Origin of the sequence: Luteimonas padinae (genome assembly GCF_014652935.1) — a bacterium.
Taxonomy (GTDB): domain Bacteria; phylum Pseudomonadota; class Gammaproteobacteria; order Xanthomonadales; family Xanthomonadaceae; genus Luteimonas; species Luteimonas padinae.
Window position 1 is genome coordinate 150,925 of record NZ_BMZT01000003.1, and the last position, 12,642, is coordinate 163,566.

General features: G+C 74.1%; 11 protein-coding genes. 9 read left to right on the top strand and 2 right to left on the bottom strand.

The window, feature by feature from the left end; genetic code table 11:
• Nucleotides 1–106 precede the first annotated feature (106 nt).
• Genes IE168_RS04210 through rlmH form a run of 5 tightly spaced genes read left to right on the top strand, consistent with a single transcriptional unit; the run spans nt 107 to nt 3,390 of the window.
• Nucleotides 107–718, top strand: a complete 612-nt coding sequence (locus tag IE168_RS04210; protein WP_189495553.1) for an LPS-assembly lipoprotein LptE — start codon at nt 107–109, stop codon at nt 716–718.
• The gene (gene holA / locus IE168_RS04215; protein WP_189495555.1) at nt 708–1,745 is read left to right on the top strand and encodes a DNA polymerase III subunit delta; all 1,038 of its coding nucleotides are present in this window, start codon (nt 708–710) and stop codon (nt 1,743–1,745) included. The genes IE168_RS04210 and holA overlap by 11 nt, the downstream gene beginning before the upstream one ends.
• Nucleotides 1,742–2,419 (top strand): nicotinate-nucleotide adenylyltransferase, encoded by a 678-nt coding sequence (nadD, locus tag IE168_RS04220; protein WP_229823092.1) that lies wholly within the window; start codon nt 1,742–1,744, stop codon nt 2,417–2,419. The genes holA and nadD overlap by 4 nt, the downstream gene beginning before the upstream one ends.
• Before the next feature lie 29 nt (nt 2,420–2,448).
• The gene (gene rsfS / locus IE168_RS04225; RefSeq protein ID WP_189495559.1) at nt 2,449–2,910 is read left to right on the top strand and encodes a ribosome silencing factor; all 462 of its coding nucleotides are present in this window, start codon (nt 2,449–2,451) and stop codon (nt 2,908–2,910) included.
• Nucleotides 2,911–2,919: 9 nt separating this feature from the next.
• The gene (rlmH, locus tag IE168_RS04230) at nt 2,920–3,390 is read left to right on the top strand and encodes a 23S rRNA (pseudouridine(1915)-N(3))-methyltransferase RlmH (RefSeq protein WP_189495561.1); all 471 of its coding nucleotides are present in this window, start codon (nt 2,920–2,922) and stop codon (nt 3,388–3,390) included.
• A 9-nt stretch (nt 3,391–3,399) separates the two neighbouring features.
• On the opposite strand, the gene IE168_RS04235 is transcribed toward rlmH, so the two are convergent.
• Nucleotides 3,400–4,113 (bottom strand): energy transducer TonB, encoded by a 714-nt coding sequence (locus IE168_RS04235; protein ID WP_189495563.1) that lies wholly within the window; start codon nt 4,111–4,113, stop codon nt 3,400–3,402.
• Nucleotides 4,114–4,185: 72 nt separating this feature from the next.
• Nucleotides 4,186–4,929 (bottom strand): SIMPL domain-containing protein, encoded by a 744-nt coding sequence (locus IE168_RS04240; protein ID WP_189495564.1) that lies wholly within the window; start codon nt 4,927–4,929, stop codon nt 4,186–4,188.
• Between the two features lie 121 nt (nt 4,930–5,050).
• Here IE168_RS04240 and IE168_RS04245 point away from each other — a divergent pair, with 121 nt between their 5' ends.
• The 4 genes from IE168_RS04245 (at nt 5,051) to tldD (ending at nt 12,545) form a co-directional block, all read left to right on the top strand.
• A complete protein-coding gene (locus tag IE168_RS04245) occupies nt 5,051–5,647 on the top strand; it encodes a Maf family protein (protein WP_189495565.1) in 597 nt (198 codons plus the stop codon).
• On the top strand, nt 5,644–7,146 hold the full coding sequence (gene rng / locus IE168_RS04250) for a ribonuclease G (protein WP_189495566.1): 1,503 nt from the start codon (nt 5,644–5,646) through the stop codon (nt 7,144–7,146). The genes IE168_RS04245 and rng overlap by 4 nt, the downstream gene beginning before the upstream one ends.
• A 27-nt stretch (nt 7,147–7,173) precedes the next feature.
• Nucleotides 7,174–11,028: a YhdP family protein gene (locus IE168_RS04255; protein WP_189495567.1), complete on the top strand. Its 3,855-nt coding sequence runs from the start codon at nt 7,174–7,176 to the stop codon at nt 11,026–11,028.
• Between the two features lie 74 nt (nt 11,029–11,102).
• Complete coding sequence (tldD, locus tag IE168_RS04260; RefSeq protein WP_189495568.1) at nt 11,103–12,545, top strand: metalloprotease TldD; 1,443 nt, start codon at nt 11,103–11,105, stop codon at nt 12,543–12,545.
• Nucleotides 12,546–12,642 lie beyond the last annotated feature (97 nt).

Here is a 12,642-nt window from a genome sequence, read left to right on the forward strand (position 1 = left end):
GGCCGTGTCTTCATTTTGTCATGGAACGCGCGAGCGGCGGCCGGCGGCATGCGAACCTGCCAGTCGCGGTTGCCGGCGCGCCGCCGCCTCGTCCACACTGCGCGCCATGAGCCGACTCCTGCCGCTGCTGCTTGCCGCCATCGTCCTGTCGCTGCCGGCGTGCGGCTTCCACCTCCGCGAACCGCTGGAACTGCCACCCGACCTGGCCGGCGTGCAGGTGGTCGCGCGCAATCCCTACAGCCCGCTCGCGCAGTCGCTGACGCGCTCGCTGGAGCGCGCCGGCTTCAACGTCCCCGAGCGCGCCGGTGACGGCGTGGCGGTGCTGCGCATCCTCTCGGAGCGCTGGGATTCCCAGGCGATCAGCGTCGACCAGTTCGGCCGCGGCCAGGAGTACAGCCTGCGCTACGCGGCGGTGTTCAAGCTGCTGGATCCGCAGGGGCGGGAACTGGTGCCTGAGCAGGTGATCGAGCTCTCGCGCGACTACGTCTCCCTGCCCAACAACTCCACGGGCTCGGAAAGCGAGCGCGAGATGCTCGCCCGCGAGCTCGAGCGGGACATGGCGGCGGCGGTGCTGCGCCGGATCGCGGCCGTGAATCGAGCCGAGGCCGCGCGCGCGGCCGAGGCCGGGGCGGCCGGAGGCGACGCCGGTCCGGCGTCCGACGACGACGGGACGCCGGAAGGCGAGGCGGTGGATCGGCCGTCCGGCGATGGCGCGTGAGCTGAGTCCGGAGCAGCTGGCCGGCAGCGTCGCCCGCGGGCCCCTGGCCCCGGTCTACCTGGTCGCCGGGGCCGAAATGTTGCGCGTGCTGGAGTGCGCCGACGCCATCCGCGCCGCGGCCCGCGAACAGGGCTACGCGGAACGCGAGGTTTTCGAGGTCGAGGGTCGCGACGTCGACTGGGACGGGCTCGAGGCCAGCCTGCGCGCGCCCAGCCTGTTCGCGGCGCGGCGCCTGATCGAAGTGCGCCTGCCGACCGCCAGGCCCGGCAAGCAGGGCGCGGAGGTGATCTCGACCTTCTGCGCCGATCCGCCGCCGGACCTCTGCCTGCTGGTCACCGGCGGCGAGTGGAGCCGGAAGCACGGCGGCAAGTGGAGCGAGTCGATCGCCGCCGCGGGTGCGATCGCGGTCGCCTGGCCGGTGAAGCCGCACGAGCTGCAGGGCTGGGTCGAGGGGCGCCTGCGCCGTCGCGGCGTAAGCGCCGACGCCGGTGCCGTGCAGCTGCTGGTGGAACGGGTGGAGGGCAACCTGCTCGCCGCCGCGCAGGAGATCGACAAGCTGGCGCTGCTCGCCACCGACGGCACCCTGGATGCGGCGCGGATGCAGGCGCTGGTGGCGGACGCGGCGCGCTATGACGTCTTCCGCCTGGTCGACGCCGCGCTCAACGGCCAGGGGGCCCAGGCCGTGCGCATGCTCGCCGGGCTCCGTGCCGAGGGCGAAGCCGTGCCCGCGCTCATGGGCATGGTGGTGGTGGAGCTGCAGCGCATGGCCGCGCTGGCGCGGGTCAAGGCGCGCGGCGGCAACCTCGGCGCCGAGTTCAAGGCGCAGCGGATCTGGGACGCGAAGGAGGCGGCCTACCGGCGCGCGCTGGAGCGCCATCCCGCGGCGCGCTGGGAACGCTTCGTGGCCGCGGCCGGCGAGGTCGACCGCGTGGCCAAGGGACGCGGTGCCGGCGATGAATGGCTGCTGCTGGAGCGCCTGCTGCTGGCGGTGGCCGACGCCCGCGCGGTGCCGCTGCTGGCCGCGTGAGCCTGCTGGCCTGCTACGGCGGCAGCTTCGACCCGGTCCACCTGGGGCACATGGCGGTGGCGCTGGCGGTGCGCGACGCACTCGATGCCGAGGTCGCCCTGCTGCCCGCCGCGGATCCCCCGCACAAGGACGCGACCCACGCTGGCGCTGCGCTGCGCGCGCGAATGCTGGAACTGGCCATCGCCGGCGAGCCGGGCCTGCGCGTGGATCGGCTGGAGCTCGAGCGCGCGGGGCGGTCCTACAGCATCGACAGCCTGCGCCTGGTGCGGGCGAAGCAGGGGCCGTACCGGCCGATTGCCTGGGTGGTCGGCGGCGACTCGCTGCTGCAGCTCGACACCTGGTACCGCTGGCGCGAGCTGTTCGCGCACGGCCACGTGCTGGCGGTGGCGCGGCCTGGCTCGCCCATCGGCGCGGACGACGTCGCCGCGCGCGCCCCGGCCGTGGAGCGCGAGCTCGGCGCCCGCCGCAGGCCGCCGGAAGCGCTGGCGGAGGCGCCGGCCGGCGGGTTCGCGGTGCTGGAACTTCCCAGGCTGCGCGGGGAATCCTCCACCGAGGTGCGCCGCCGGATCGCCGCCGACGACGGTTGGGACGCGATGCTGCCGCCGGCGGTGGCCGGATTCATCCGCGAACGCCGGCTGTACGGTTACGGGGCCGCGACGGGCCCTTCGCTATAATCCGTCGCCCAGCCAACGAGCCACAGCCCTTGACCAGCCAAGCCCAAGTCATCAAGACCAGCCTGCCCACCCCGCCGCCGTCGGTCGACGTGCTGCTGTCGACCGTGCTGGAGGCCGTCGCCGAGATCAAGGCGGTGGACGTGGTCGACATCGACGTCCGCGGCAAGACCAGCGTCTGCGATTTCATGGTGATCGCGTCGGGCACGTCCACCCGCCACGTGAAGTCGATCGCTGACGAGGTGGTGAAGTTCGCCAAGCGCCTGGACTGCCAGCCGCTGGGCGTCGAGGGCGAGCGCGAGGCCGAATGGGTGCTGGTCGACCTGGGCGACGTCGTGGTCCACGTGATGCTGCCGCGGGTGCGCGAGTTCTATGCGCTGGAACGACTGTGGACGGTGGGCGACCAGCCGCCGGACGCCGGTGAGGCCAGCCGCTCGTTCGGACACGGCGACGACGCCGACGAAGCCGACGCCACCACGCGCGACGCTGACTGAGCGGCTGCGGTGAAGGCACGCCTGGTCGCCGTGGGCGAGCGCCCGCCGGGCTGGGTCGCGGAGGGCTTCGGCGAATACCGCAAGCGGCTGTCGCACTGGCTGCCGCTCGAACTGGTGGAGATCACGCCAGGCCTGCGCGGCAAGGGCCGCGACGCCGCGCGCGCGACCTTCGACGAGGGCCAGCGCGTGCTGGCGGCGCTGCCGCGCGAGCTGCACGTGGTCGCGCTGGACGGACGCGGCCGGGCCTGGGATTCGGAAGCGCTGTCGAAGCGGCTGGAGCACTGGCGCGGCCAGGGCCGCGACCTGGCCTTCCTCGTCGGCGGGCCCGAGGGCCACGCCGACGAGGTGCTGGCCCGCGCCGATGAAACCTGGTCGCTGGGGCCGCTCACCCTGCCGCACATGCTGGTGCGGCTGGTGCTGGCCGAGCAGCTCTACCGCGCCGCGGCGCTGCTCGCCAACCATCCCTACCACCGCGCCTGAGCGCGGCGCTCACCCGCGGTCGAGGCGGAACTCGATCGGCACCAGGCCGATGGCCTGCACCGCCCGGCCGTCGCGCATGGCCGGCTGGAAGCGCCAGCGGCGCAGCACGTGCCGCCGGGCCGCCTCGTCGAGCTCGCGGTAGCCGCTGCCTGTCTCGACCACGACCTCCAACGGGCGCCCGTCCACGCCGACCAGCACCTGCAGCACCACCGTGCCCTGGTGGCCCGAGCGCAGCGCGTCGCGCGGGTAGGGCGGCGAACTGGCCTCGGCATAGGCCAGCTGCAGGCCGGCGGCGGGGCCGGGCGCCGGGGCGACATCGGCATCACCCGTGCCCGCCTCGAGCGGAGGCAGGGAATCCGCGGGGAGCGTGCCTCCTTCGACGAGGGGTGGCGTCGCCGGTTCGGGCTGGGTGACCACCGCCCGTCGCGGCTCCGCCGTCGGCGTTGCCGGGGTCGGTACGCGCTGCACGGGAACGATGGGCGGGGGCGGCGGGGGCGGCAGCGGCCTGGGCTCGAACCACTCGCCCTCCAGGCCCTTCTGCGGCGTGGGCGCTGTCCCGGGGCTCCCCAGCGGGGCGAGCATCAGCATCAGCGCGGCGCCGTTGAGCAGCAGGGCGCCGGCGATGCCGGCGACGCGGACCGGGTCGGGTCGTCGCGGGTCGTCCGCCGCGCGGTGCGTGGACAGGGCGGGGAACGGACTGCGCACATCGGACTGCAGGACCATGGACCACCTCCTCGTTGACCGGCGCATGCCGGGTGCGGGGATGCCAACGCGCGGCCGGTGGCCGCGGGGTCGTCAGCGCCCCAGTTCGAACACGATCTCCAGGTTGGCCGTCAATGTGTTCTCGCCCGCGGCGACCGGGGTCGAGGCCTCGGCATCCGCGGCCAACGCGCGCACGGCGAACATCGGGCGCGGTTGCTCGAAGCCGCCGCCTTCGCTGATGCTGACGATGCGGCGCACGCGCAGCCCCAGGCTTTCGGCATACATGTCGGCGCGGCGGCGGGCCTGTTCTAGCGCCTTGCGACGGGCCTCGTCGTACACCGCCTCGGGCTGGTCGATGCCGAAGCTCGGGCCGCTGACGTTGTTGGCGCCGCTGTCGACCAGCGCGTCGAGCACCTCGCCGAGCCTGGCGATGTCGCGCACCTTGAGGCTCACCGAATTGTTCGCGCTGTAGCCGGAGATGCGCGGCTCCTCGTTCTCGATGTGGCGGTAGGTGGGATGGATGTTGATGCCCGTGGTCTGGATGTCGCGCTCGGCCACGCCCGCCGCGCGGATGGCCGCGATCACCTTCGTCATCTGCGCGGCGTTGGCGCGCATCGCCGCATTCGCGTCGGCGGCCTGGGTGACCACGCCGGCCGACGCGGTGGCGACGTCGGGCGCGCGGCTGGCCTCGCCGCTGGCCGAGACCGACAGCAGGGTGCCGTCGCTGGTGGCCGTGTGGGCTGGGGTTTGCGCGGCTGCGGTCATGGCGGGCGTCCCGAAGGCGAGGAGGAGGGTGAGGGCGGCGGCGGACGCCGTGCGCTGCAGGGTCGGGGTCATCGTGGTCTCCGGGAAGGGGCAAGGGAAGGGTTGTGCGGATGGAGTGAACGGGTCGTGAGCCGGAACGGGGTTGCGGCCGTGGCGCACGGCCGGCCCGGCGCGGGCACGGTATCCTTCCACGATGCTCCACCTTGCCTCGAAATCCCCGCGCCGGCGCGAACTGCTGGCGCGCCTCGGCCTCGACTTCGGCGTCCTCGACGTCGAGGTGCTCGAGCAGCGCGCGCCCGGTGAGTCACCCGATGCCTACGTCGCGCGCGTCGCCCGCGAAAAGGCCGGTGCCGGCCTGCTGCGCGTGGTCGCGGTGCCGGGCGCGGTGGTGCTGGGCTCGGACACCGAAGTGGTGCTCGGCGACGAGGTCTTCGGCAAGCCCGCCGACGCCGCGCACGCCGAAGCCATGCTGCGCCGGCTGTCGGGCCGCAGCCACCGGGTGCTGACCGCGGTGTCGCTGGTGTCCGCCGGCCGCGAGGCCTCGGTGCTGGTCGAGAGCGAGGTGTCGTTCGCCGGGCTGTCGGATGCCGACATCGCCGAGTACGTCGCCAGCGGCGAACCGATGGGCCGCGCCGGCGCCTACGCCATCCAGGGCGGCGCCGAGCGCTTCATCCGCCGCCTGGCGGGCAGCTACTCCGGCGTAATGGGCCTGCCGTTGCACGAAACCGCGGGCCTGTTGCGCGGCTTCGGCATCCAGGCCAGCACGCCGCGGCGGGGCGGGGACGCATGAGCGAGGAGATCCTGGTCAACGTCACCCCGCGCGAGACCCGCGTGGCGGTGGTCGAGAACGGCATGCTCCAGGAGCTGCACATCGAGCGCGGCTGGAGCCGCGGGGTGGTCGGCAACATCTACAAGGGCAAGGTGCAGCGGGTGATGCCCGGCATGCAGGCGGCCTTCGTCGATGTCGGCCTGGAGCGCGCCGCGTTCCTGCATGCCAACGACGTGCTGCGCCCGGGCCGTGCCGTGGACCTCGCGGTGGAGGAACCCGGCGCGCCGCCGCTGCCACCGTCGCCGCCGCCATCCACGCCGCCGATCGGCGAGCTGCTGCGCGATGGCCAGGAGGTCGTGGTCCAGGTGGTCAAGGACCCGATCGGGACCAAGGGCGCGCGCCTGACCACGCAGATCAGCATCCCGTCGCGCTATCTGGTGCTGCTGCCGCAGTCGAAGGTGATCGGCGTGTCCGCCCGGATCGAGGACGAGGCCGAACGCGCGCGGCTGAAGGCGCTGGTCGGCGAGCTGGCGCTGGCCGGCGGCCACGGCTACATCGTGCGCACCAATGCCGAGGGCCAGCCGGCCGAAGCCCTCGCGGAGGACGTCGCCTACCTGGCGCGGGTGTGGGCGCTGGTGGAGCGCAACGCCGCCGCGGCGCGCGTGGGCAGCTGCATCTACGAGGACCTGACCCTGCCGATGCGCGCGGTGCGCGACCTGATGCGCCGCGACGTGGAGAAGGTCAAGGTCGATTCGCGCGAGACCTGCGAGCGGCTGAAGGTGTTCGCCGCGCAGTACATGCCCGGGCTCGACGAGAAGATCGAGCACTACACGGGCGTCCGTCCGGTGTTCGACCTCTATGGCGTGGAGGACGAGATCGGCCGCGCGCTGGAGAAGGAGGTGCCGCTGAAGTCGGGCGGGTACTTGGTGATCGACCAGACCGAGGCCATGACCACGGTCGACGTCAACACCGGCTCCTTCCTCGGCCAGCGCAACCTCGAGGAGACGGTGTACCGCACCAACCTCGAGGCCGCGCAGGCGGTGGCGCGCCAGCTCAGGCTGCGCAACCTGGGCGGCATCATCATCATCGACTTCATCGACATGACCGACCCCGAGCACCGCCGCCAGGTGCTGCGGACGCTGGAGAAGTCGCTGCTGCGCGACCACGCCAAGACCACGGTCTACGACTTCTCGCCGCTGGGCCTGGTGGAGATGACGCGCAAGCGCACGGTCGAGAGCCTGGAGCGCCAGCTCAGCGAGACCTGCCACGAGTGCGGCGGCCGCGGCATGCTCAAGACCGCGGAAACGGTGACCTACGAGGTGTTCCGCGAAGTGGTGCGCGCGGTGCGTCAGTTCGACGCCGAGCGGCTGCTGGTGATCGCCTCGCCCAAGGTGGTGGCGCGGATCACCGAGGAGGAATCCGCGGCGGTGGCCGAGCTGGAGGAGTTCCTCGGCAAGTCCATCCGCTTCCAGGCCGATGCGCAGTACCTGCAGGAACAGTTCGATGTCGTCCTGCTCTGAGCCCCGCGCCCGGCGCGCGGGCCGCTGATGGCCGGCCCGCTGCGCCGCGCCCTGCGCCGTGCGCGGCGCGGTGCCTGGTACGCGATCGCCATCGGCCTGGTGCTGATGGCGCTGGGCGCGGGCATCACCAGCCAGCTGCTGCCGCTGGCCGAGCGCCACCCGGACCGCGTCGCCGAGTGGCTGGGCCAGCGCGCCGGACGCCCGGTCTCGTTCGACCATCTTGAAACCGCCTGGACCCGCCGCGGCCCGCTGCTGCGCCTGGACGGCCTGCGCATCGGCGAAGGCGACCAGGCCATCCCGATCGGTGCGGCCGAAGTGCTGGTGGCGCAGTACGCCGGCCTGCTGCCGGGCCGGTCGTTCACCGAGCTGCGCCTGCGCGGGCTGGAGCTCGCGCTGGAGCGCGGCGACGACGGCCGCTGGCAGGTCCGCGGTCTGCCCGGCGAAGCGCAGTCGGATGGCGATCCCTTCGAGGCGCTGGAAGGCCTGGGCGAGCTGCAGGTGATCGACGGGGTGCTGGTCGTGGATGCACCCGGGCTCGGGATCGACGCTCGCCTGGACGAGGTCGACCTGCGCCTGCGCGTGGACGCCGGTCGCGTGCGCGCGGCCGCGCGGGCATGGATGGTGCCGGGCGTCTCGCCGCTGGACATCACCGCCGAACTCGATCGCGACAGCGGCGATGCCCGGGCCTGGCTCGCGCTGCGGAATGCCGACCTGTCGGCCTGGACGTCGCTGCGCGCCGGCGGCGTGGGGCCGGTGGCCGGCACCGGCCGCGTCGAAGCCTGGGTCGACCTGGGTGGCTACCGGGTGTCGGCGGTGGCCATCCGCGGCGATGTCGAAGGGCTGCGCCTGCAGGGCGGCGGGGAAAGCGGCGCGGCACGCGAAGTCGACCTTGGCGATGTCGGCGTCGACGGGCGTTGGACGGCGGTGGCGGGCGGCTGGCGGTTCGATGCGCCCCGCCTGCGCCTGGGCGCGGGCGAGGATGCGCAGCGCCTCGACGGACTGCTGGTGGCCGGGGGCGCGCGGCGCGCGCTGGTGGCCGCGCGCATCGATGCCGGCGCGCTGCTGGCGCTGGCGCCGCTGGCACCGGGGCTGTCCGACGGCCTCGCGGCCTGGCTGCGCGATGCGCGCCCGGACGGCGTGCTGCGCGAGGTGGAGGTCGTCGGCGATGCGGGCGGCGCGCTGCGGGCCAGCGCGCAGGTGGACGGCCTGGGCTTCGCCGTGCTGGGCGATGCACCCGGCGTGTCCGGCCTTTCCGGGCGCCTGCGCGGCGATTCCGCGGGCCTGGTGTTCACGCCCGACCCGGCGGCCACGGTCGTGGTCGACTGGCCCGCAGGCTTCGGTCCGCTCGCGCACGAGGTCAGGCTGCGCGGCGACGTGGTGCTCTGGCGCGACGATGGCGGCTGGCAGGTGCGGACCCCCGCGCTGCGCATCGACGGCCAGGGCTACGGTGCCGAGGTCCGCGGCGGGCTGATGTTCCCCGGCGACGGCACGCGGCCGGGCATCGACCTCGCGGCCGACGTCGACGCGGCCCGGGTGCCGGTCGCCAAGCGCTTCTGGATCCGCCACCTGATGCCGGAGGCCGCGGTGCACTGGCTGGACACGGCGCTGGTCGGCGGGCAGGTGCTCGACGGGCGCGCCGTGGTGTCGGGCGATCTCGACGACTGGCCGTTCGCGGCCGGGCCGGACGGTGCCGCCCGCGGCCTGTTCCACGCCACGGCCAGGCTGGAGGGCGCCGAAGTGCGCTTCGACCCCGGCTGGCCCGCGGCCACGGCGCTGGACGGTCGGGTCGATTTCGTCGCGGCCGGCTTCAGCCTCGAGGGCCGCGCCCGGCTTGGCGAGGTGCCGGTGGAATCCCTGCGCGCCGGGATCGCGGACTTCGGCGACCAGCCGCTCCGGGTCGAGGCGACGCTGGCATCCGATGCCGCGCCGGTGCTCGCGGTCCTGCGCGCCAGCCCGCTGCGCGAAGGCCGGGAGGACATCCTCGACGCGCTGTCGGCGTCGGGCCCGCTGCGCTCGACCTTCGGGCTGGTGCTGCCGCTGGGCAGCGGTGATGGCGACACCGGCCCGCGCATCAGCGGCCGCGTCGCGCTCGCCGGCGCGCGTCTCGCGGAAAAGCGCTGGGAGCTGGCCTTCGACGCCGTGCATGGCGAGGCGCGCTACGACCAGGCGGGGTTCACGGCCGACGGCCTGCGGGTGCGGCGGGACGGGGCACCGGGCCGGCTGTCGCTGCGCGCGGGCGAAGGCCACGTGCAGGCGCGCGACATGGCGTTCGAGGCCGAGCTCGAGGCCAGCCTGGCGTCGGCGGAGCTGGCCGCGCGCGCGCCGCAGCTGGCCTGGCTGGGCGAGCGCCTCGACGGCCGCTCGGACTGGACGATGGCCTTGGGCCTGCCGCAGGACGCGGGTGCCGACGGCGCGGGCGGGCGGCTGCAGCTGCGTTCGGACCTGGTCGGCACGCGGCTGTCGCTGCCCGCGCCGCTGGGCAAGCCGCCGGGCGAAGCGCTGGCGGCCCGCATCGACCTCCGGCTGCCGATGGGCGAGGACGACATCGACGTGGCGCTGGGCAACCGCGTGGCGCTGCGCGCGCGCAGCCGCGGCGGGCGCACCGGCGTGCTGGCCGTGCTCGGCCGCGACCGCGTCGATGCCGTCCCGCCCGACGCCGGCATCCGCATCACCGGGCGCACGCCGGTGCTGGATGCGATCGAATGGGCGGGACTCTTCGGCGGCGACGGCGCGGCAGCTGGCGATGGCCTCGAGCTGCGCGGGATCGATCTGCTCGCCGACCGGCTGCAGCTGCTCGGGGGCGTGTTCCCGGCAACGCGCGTGGTGGCCCGCCCGGAGCGTCGGGGCACGAACATCCGCTTCGACGGCGCGGCGCTGGCGGGAAGCCTGAGCATCCCGCAGGGCGACGGCGCCACCGTCGCGGCGCACGTCGATCGCCTGCACTGGCGCAGCGCCCGTGCCGGCGGCCCCGCAGGTGCGGCTGGCGGCGGCGATGCGGACGCCGCCGCGCGCGCCGACACCGACATCGATCCAGCCGCGATCCCGCCGCTGGCGATCGTGGTCGACGACCTGCGCGTGGCCGACGCGGCCCTCGGCCGGCTCGACCTGCGCACCCGGCCCGCGGGCGATGGCCTGCGCGTGGAGCGCCTGCAGCTGCGCGCGCCCCGACAGTCGATCGACGTGCAGGGCGCATGGACCGGACGCGGCACCGGTGCCCGCACGCGCATGCAGGTCGAGGTGGACAGCCACGACTTCGGCACGCTGCTGGGCGGGCTGGGCCTGGGTGAGCGACTCAAGGGTGGCCACGGCACGGCGCGCTTCGACGCCGGCTGGCCGGGTTCGCCGGCAGGCTTCCGGCTGGCCGGGCTCGAGGGCAGCCTGGCGCTGGCGGTGAAGGATGGCCAGCTGGTCGAGGTCGAGCCCGGTGCCGGCCGCTTCCTCGGCCTGCTCAGCGTGGCCGAGCTGCCGCGGCGGCTGATGCTCGACTTCCGCGACCTGTTCTCGCGCGGCTTCGCCTTCAACCGCATCGACGGCACGCTCCACTTCGGCGATGGCCTGGCGCGCAGCGATGCGCTGGTGATCGACGGCGCCGCGGCGGAGATCCATATCGGCGGCAGTGCCGACCTGCGCGCGCAGACCTATGACCAGGTGATCGAAGTGCAGCCGCGCACCGGCGGCCTGCTGACCGCGGTCGGCGCGATCACCGCCGGGCCGGTGGGCGCGGCCGTGGGCGCGGTGGCGAACGCGGTGTTCGAGAAGCCGCTCGGGCGCATGGGCGCGCGCACCTACCACGTCACCGGGCCCTGGAAGGATCCGAAGGTGGTGGTGGAGGGCAGGGAGGCCACGCCGCCAGCGGCCACCGGGCCCGTGCCGGTGCCCTGAAGCCGATCGTCCACCTTGATCCGGGCGCTCCGAGCCCGCACCTCTCCACGCATGACTTCCCGCAGGACCCCGACATGACCCACGCCCTCGAGATCGCCCAGTCACGCCTGCTGCTGCCCGCGGGGCTGGACGGTGCCGGGCTGGAGCGCGCGTTCGGCACCCTGCTGGGGCCCGGCGTCGACTTCGGCGACATCTACTTCCAGCACGCGCGGCGCGAGAGCTGGACGGTGGAGGACGGCATCGTGCGCGACGGCGCGCACTCGATCGAGCAGGGCGTGGGCGTGCGCGCGATCAGCGGCGAGAAGACCGGCTTCGCCTATGCCGACGACATCAACGCCGAGGCGCTGCTGTCGGCCGCGGGCTCGGCGCGTGCGATCGCGCGCAGCGGCGCCGAGCAGCGCGTGCGGTCGCTGGTGCCGGCGGGCGCGCGCTCGCTGTATCCGGCCGAGGATCCCGTGGACGGCATGGCCAACGATGCCAAGGTCGAGGCGCTGCGCCGCGTCGACCGCCTGCTGCGCGCCGCCGACCCGCGCGTGAAGCAGGTGATGGTGAGCCTGTCGGGCGGGGTCGACACGATCTTCGTCGCACGCTCGGACGGTGTGGTCGCCGGGGACGTGCGGCCGCTGGTGCGGCTCAACGTGCAGGTGATCGTCGAGCAGGGCGGCCGACGCGAGAGCGGCTACGCCGGTTACGGCGGGCGGTACTCCTACGCCGAACTGCTCGGCGACGGGCAGCCGGAGAAGTTCGCGCGCGAAGCCCTGCGCCAGGCGCTGGTGAACCTCGAGGCGGTCGACGCGCCGGCCGGGGTGATGCCGGTGGTGCTCGGCAGCGGTTGGCCCGGCGTGCTGCTGCACGAGGCGGTCGGCCACGGCCTGGAGGGCGACTTCAACCGCAAGGGCACCAGCACCTACGCCGGCCGCATCGGCCAGCGCGTGGCCGCGCCGGGCGTGACCATCGTCGACGACGGCACGCTCGATGGCCGCCGCGGCTCGCTCAACGTCGACGACGAGGGCACGCCCACCCGGTGCACCACCCTGATCGAGGACGGCGTGCTCACCGGCTACATGCAGGACACGCTCAACGCGCGGCTGATGGGCGTGGCCCCGACCGGCAACGGTCGCCGCGAATCCTTCGCGCACCTGGTGATGCCGCGCATGACCAACACCTGCATGCTGGCGGGCAAGGACGATCCCGCGGACATGATCCGTTCGGTGAAGAAAGGCCTGTACGCGGTCAACTTCGGCGGCGGCCAGGTCGACATCACCAGCGGCAAGTACGTGTTCTCGGCCACCGAGGCCTATCTGATCGAGGACGGCAGGGTGACCGCGCCGGTGAAGGGCGCGACCCTGATCGGCAGCGGTCCGGAAACGATGCAGAAGGTGCGCATGGTCGGCCACGACATGGCGCTCGACGACGGCGTCGGCACCTGCGGCAAGGACGGCCAGAGCGTGCCGGTGGGCGTGGGCCAGCCGTCGCTGCTGGTCGAGGCGATCACCGTCGGTGGCACGCGGGCGTGACGCCGCTTCCTGCAGGGAGGGGCTGCCGCGGCGATTCCTGTGGGAGCGGCTATAGCCGCGATTGCCAGGCCCCCACGGCGCAGTCGGGGCTGCAGCC

Excerpts from the sequence above, each read along its gene's own strand:
- IE168_RS04210 (WP_189495553.1), top strand. The coding sequence starts at position 107 with ATGAGCCGACTCCTGCCGCTGCTGCTTGCCGCCATCGTCCTGTCGCTG.
- holA (WP_189495555.1), top strand. The coding sequence starts at position 708 with ATGGCGCGTGAGCTGAGTCCGGAGCAGCTGGCCGGCAGCGTCGCCCGC.
- IE168_RS04235 (WP_189495563.1), bottom strand. The coding sequence starts at position 4,113 with ATGGTCCTGCAGTCCGATGTGCGCAGTCCGTTCCCCGCCCTGTCCACG.
- IE168_RS04240 (WP_189495564.1), bottom strand. The coding sequence starts at position 4,929 with ATGACCCCGACCCTGCAGCGCACGGCGTCCGCCGCCGCCCTCACCCTC.
- IE168_RS04245 (WP_189495565.1), top strand. The coding sequence starts at position 5,051 with ATGCTCCACCTTGCCTCGAAATCCCCGCGCCGGCGCGAACTGCTGGCG.
- rng (WP_189495566.1), top strand. The coding sequence starts at position 5,644 with ATGAGCGAGGAGATCCTGGTCAACGTCACCCCGCGCGAGACCCGCGTG.
- IE168_RS04255 (WP_189495567.1), top strand. The coding sequence starts at position 7,174 with ATGGCCGGCCCGCTGCGCCGCGCCCTGCGCCGTGCGCGGCGCGGTGCC.
- tldD (WP_189495568.1), top strand. The coding sequence starts at position 11,103 with ATGACCCACGCCCTCGAGATCGCCCAGTCACGCCTGCTGCTGCCCGCG.